The 5,272-nt window shown below is 48.0% G+C and carries 2 tRNA genes and 2 rRNA genes; all 4 read right to left on the bottom strand.

What is annotated here, in order from left to right:
- Nucleotides 1-53 precede the first annotated feature (53 nt).
- The 4 genes from OGH69_RS18165 to OGH69_RS18150 all read right to left on the bottom strand — a co-directional run bounded on the left by OGH69_RS18165 (nucleotide 54) and on the right by OGH69_RS18150 (nucleotide 5,147).
- Nucleotides 54-2,928 (bottom strand): 23S ribosomal RNA (locus tag OGH69_RS18165).
- Nucleotides 2,929-3,162: 234 nt separating this feature from the next.
- Nucleotides 3,163-3,236: transfer RNA gene (locus OGH69_RS18160), tRNA-Ala, on the bottom strand.
- 146 nt (nucleotides 3,237-3,382) lie between these two features.
- Nucleotides 3,383-3,456, bottom strand: a tRNA-Ile gene (locus OGH69_RS18155).
- Between the two features lie 175 nt (nucleotides 3,457-3,631).
- A 16S ribosomal RNA gene (locus OGH69_RS18150) occupies nucleotides 3,632-5,147 on the bottom strand.
- The 16S and 23S rRNA genes sit together here with 2 tRNA genes alongside, the layout of an rRNA operon.
- Nucleotides 5,148-5,272 lie beyond the last annotated feature (125 nt).

Raw genomic sequence — 5,272 nt, 5'->3', positions numbered from 1 at the left:
GTATTTGATTTAGAAAGTTCCTTCCTCCCCCGCCGTGGCGGGGAAGGAGGTTTGTACATAAGCTTACGGGTTATTAGTACTACTCGACTATGACATTACTGCCTTTACATCTATAGCCTATCAACGTGGTCATCTTCCACGACCCTTAAAAGAAATCTCATCTTGTGGTGGGTTTCGCGCTTATATGCTTTCAGCGCTTATCCCTTCCCGACGTAGCTACTCTGCGGTGCCCCTGGCGGGACAACAGATACACTAGAGGTCAGTCCGACTCGGTCCTCTCGTACTAGAATCAGATCCACTCAAATTTCTAACGCCCACAGTAGATAGAGACCGAACTGTCTCACGACGTTCTGAACCCAGCTCGCGTGCCACTTTAATGGGCGAACAGCCCAACCCTTGGGACCTTCTCCAGCCCCAGGATGTGACGAGCCGACATCGAGGTGCCAAACCCCCCCGTCGATATGAGCTCTTGGGGGAGATCAGCCTGTTATCCCCGGCGTACCTTTTATCCTTTGAGCGATGGCCCTTCCATGCGGAACCACCGGATCACTATGCTCTACTTTCGTACCTGATCGACCTGTATGTCTCTCAGTCAAGCTCCCTTATGCCATTGCACTCTACGCACGGTTACCAAGCGTGCTGAGGGAACCTTTAGAAGCCTCCGTTACTCTTTTGGAGGCGACCACCCCAGTCAAACTACCCACCAAGCAATGTCCCCCACAAAGCGGGGTTAGGCCTCAGATAAGCAAAGGGTGGTATTTCAACAATGACTCCACAAGTCCTGGCGAACCCATTTCACAGTCTCCCACCTATCCTACACATCACTTATCCAAGGTCAATACTAAGCTATAGTAAAGGTGCACAGGGTCTTTTCGTCCCACTGCGGGTAATCGGCATCTTCACCGATACTACAATTTCACCGAGCTCATGGCTGAGACAGTGTCCAGATCGTTACACCATTCGTGCAGGTCGGAACTTACCCGACAAGGAATTTCGCTACCTTAGGACCGTTATAGTTACGGCCGCCGTTTACCGGGGCTTCAATTCAATGCTTCTGGTTACCCATAACATCTCCTCTTAACCTTCCGGCACCGGGCAGGTGTCAGGCCCTATACTTCATCTTACGATTTTGCAGAGCCCTGTGTTTTTGATAAACAGTCGCCTGGACCTTTTCACTGCGGCCAGCATTGCTGCTGGCGACCTTTCTCCCGAAGTTACAGGTCTATTTTGCCTAATTCCTTAGCCATGAATCTCTCGAGCACCTTAGGATTCTCTCCTCGACTACCTGTGTCGGTTTACGGTACGGGTTCTTATAATCTAAGTTTAGAGGTTTTTCTTGGAAGCCCTTAGGCACACTATCTCTTTGCCCGAAGGCTCTGAGTACTATCGTATTTCACCAAACTCTGCGCATTTAACTACAAAGTCTATAGCTAGGTACTTTAACGAACTATTCCGTCAGTTCGCGGTGCTTTCATCACTCCGTCGCCCCATCACAATTATAAGAAGTACGGGAATATTAACCCGTTGGCCATCGACTGTCCCTTTCGGGTTCGCCTTAGGTCCCGACTAACCCTCAGCTGATTAGCATAGCTGAGGAAACCTTAGTCTTTCGGTGTGCGGGTTTCTCGCCCGCATTATCGTTACTTATGCCTACATTTTCTTTTCTATACGCTCCAGCAATACTCACATATCACCTTCAACGCCCATAGAATGCTCCCCTACCACAGAATATTCTGTCCATAGCTTCGGTAGTATACTTATGCCCGATTATTATCCATGCTCGTCCGCTCGACTAGTGAGCTGTTACGCACTCTTTAAATGAATGGCTGCTTCCAAGCCAACATCCTAGCTGTCTGGGCAGACAAACCTCGTTTTTTCAACTTAGCATACATTTGGGGACCTTAGCTGATGGTCTGGGTTCTTTCCCTCTCGGACATGGACCTTAGCACCCATGCCCTCACTGCTGGTAAACATTTATTAGCATTCGGAGTTTGTCAGGAATTGGTAGGCGGTGAAGCCCCCGCATCCAATCAGTAGCTCTACCTCTAATAAACTAAGCCAGCGCTGCACCTAAATGCATTTCGGGGAGTACGAGCTATTTCCGAGTTTGATTGGCCTTTCACCCCTACCCACAGGTCATCCGAAGACTTTTCAACGTCAACCGGTTCGGACCTCCACTGTGTGTTACCACAGCTTCATCCTGCCCATGGGTAGATCACACGGTTTCGCGTCTACCATTACTGACTAAAGCGCCCTATTCAGACTCGCTTTCGCTACGGATCCATACCTTAAGTACTTATCCTTGCCAGCAACGGTAACTCGTAGGCTCATTATGCAAAAGGCACGCCGTCACAGAACTTGTCTGCTCCGACCGCTTGTAGGCGTATGGTTTCAGGATCTATTTCACTCCGTTATTCACGGTTCTTTTCACCTTTCCCTCACGGTACTGGTTCACTATCGGTCTCTCAGGAGTATTTAGCCTTAGCGGATGGTCCCGCCAGATTCAGACAGGGTTTCACGTGCCCCGCCCTACTCAGGATACCACTATCCATTACACTCATTACCTGTACGGGGCTATCACCCTGTATCGCCCAACTTTCCAGATGGTTCCAGTTCTTTATGCATGAAATATCGTGGTCCTACAACCCCGTTATTGCCGTAACAACAACGGTTTGGGCTAATCCGCGTTCGCTCGCCACTACTTACGGAATCACTTTTGTTTTCTTCTCCTCCGCCTACTTAGATGTTTCAGTTCAGCGGGTTTGCCCCCTATCGGGTACTACATCTTCAATGTAGTGGGTTGCCCCATTCGGATATCTACGGATCACCTCGTGTGTGCCAATCCCCGTAGCTTTTCGCAGCTTATCACGTCCTTCTTCGCCTCTGAGAGCCACAGGCATCCCCCATACGCCCTTATTTTGCTTATTGTACTTTATCTGTTGTAATGTCCTAAGTTATAATGTCATAAAGTCTTGCAACTTTTAAACTTTCAACTTTCGAACTTTATAACAGCTTACTGTGCTTTCTATATTTTTCTACTTTTTGAATTTTATCTCAATATGTCAATGAACTTTTATCGCAGTTTATCTGTGGATTTGGTTATTTGGTTATTCGCTTTAAACAAATTACCAAATTACCGCATCAACGAATCAACACGATTCGTGGAGAATATCGGAGTCGAACCGATGACCTCCTGCGTGCAAGGCAGGCGCTCTAGCCAGCTGAGCTAATCCCCCATTCCTTTTGAATTACGAATGACGAATTATGAATTATGATAATCCATTACCCATAACTTCCAGAATTTCCTTTTTTCAAGATGAAGCGCTTTTTTGCGTCGCAGCTTAACTTTGAACTTTCCAACTTTAAACTTTGAACTTTTTTGTAGTCCCGGGCAGACTCGAACTGCCGACCCCTACATTATCAGTGTAGTACTCTAACCAGCTGAGCTACGAGACTTTGTTATTTCAGATTGTAGATTTCAGATTTCAGATTTCCATGCTGCATGGCAACTTGAAACCTTAAACCTGAAACTTTAAACCTTTTCAGCTCTCTTCTTCTTGTATTTTTTGAACTAACAGCGAGAGTAAGTAATCTTTACTTATCATCTTTGGACCTGAGACCGTGTCTCTAGAAAGGAGGTGTTCCAGCCGCACCTTCCGGTACGGCTACCTTGTTACGACTTAGCCCCAGTTACCAGTTTTACCCTAGGCAGCTCCTTGCGGTCACCGACTTCAGGTACCCCCAGCTTCCATGGCTTGACGGGCGGTGTGTACAAGGCCCGGGAACGTATTCACCGGATCATGGCTGATATCCGATTACTAGCGATTCCAGCTTCACGGAGTCGGGTTGCAGACTCCGATCCGAACTGTGACCGGCTTTATAGATTCGCTCCTGGTCGCCCAGTGGCTGCTCTCTGTACCGGCCATTGTAGCACGTGTGTAGCCCAGGACGTAAGGGCCGTGATGATTTGACGTCATCCCCACCTTCCTCACGGTTTGCACCGGCAGTCTTGTTAGAGTTCCCGACATCACTCGCTGGCAACTAACAACAGGGGTTGCGCTCGTTATAGGACTTAACCTGACACCTCACGGCACGAGCTGACGACAACCATGCAGCACCTTGTAATGAGTCCGAAGAAGGGCCTGTTTCCAAGCCTGTCCCACTACATTTAAGCCCTGGTAAGGTTCCTCGCGTATCATCGAATTAAACCACATGCTCCACCGCTTGTGCGGGCCCCCGTCAATTCCTTTGAGTTTCAGGCTTGCGCCCGTACTCCCCAGGTGGGATACTTATCACTTTCGCTTAGCCACTCAGAATTGCTTCCGAACAGCTAGTATCCATCGTTTACGGCGTGGACTACCAGGGTATCTAATCCTGTTCGCTCCCCACGCTTTCGTCCATCAGCGTCAATCCATTGTTAGTAACCTGCCTTCGCAATGGGTATTCCATGTAATATCTAAGCATTTCACCGCTACACTACATATTCTAGTTACTTCACAATAATTCAAGTCCTGCAGTATCAATGGCAGTTCGACAGTTGAGCTGCCGGATTTCACCACTGACTTACAAAACCGCCTACGGACCCTTTAAACCCAATGATTCCGGATAACGCTTGGATCCTCCGTATTACCGCGGCTGCTGGCACGGAGTTAGCCGATCCTTATTCTTACGGTACCGTCAAGCCTCTACACGTAGAGGTGTTTCTTCCCGTACAAAAGCAGTTTACACACCATAGATGCTTCATCCTGCACGCGGCATGGCTGGTTCAGGCTTGCGCCCATTGACCAATATTCCTCACTGCTGCCTCCCGTAGGAGTCTGGTCCGTGTCTCAGTACCAGTGTGGGGGATCTCCCTCTCAGGACCCCTACCCATCATAGCCTTGGTATGCCGTTACCATACCAACTAGCTAATGGGACGCATGCTCATCTTACACCGATAAATCTTTAATAATAATGTGAGGCCACATCAATATACTATAAGGTATTAATCCAAATTTCTCTGGGCTATCCCTTAGTGTAAGGCAGATTGCATACGCGTTACGCACCCGTGCGCCGGTCTCAAAGTCCGAAGACTTCTACCCCTCGACTTGCATGTGTTAGGCCTGCCGCTAGCGTTCATCCTGAGCCAGGATCAAACTCTTCATCGTATGTTTTTATATTTTTACGATCTTTATTCAGGTCTTTTTCAATAATCGCTAAGAGTTTCTTACTCTCTCTTATGCTGTCAATCCAATATGTCTATGAACGTATCATTCTTTATTTTCTCACTAAC

Origin of the sequence: Flavobacterium sp. MFBS3-15, from assembly GCF_026107645.2 — a bacterium.
In the GTDB taxonomy this organism is placed as follows: Bacteria; Bacteroidota; Bacteroidia; order Flavobacteriales; family Flavobacteriaceae; genus Flavobacterium.
This window is presented reverse-complemented; position numbering and strand designations above follow the sequence as displayed.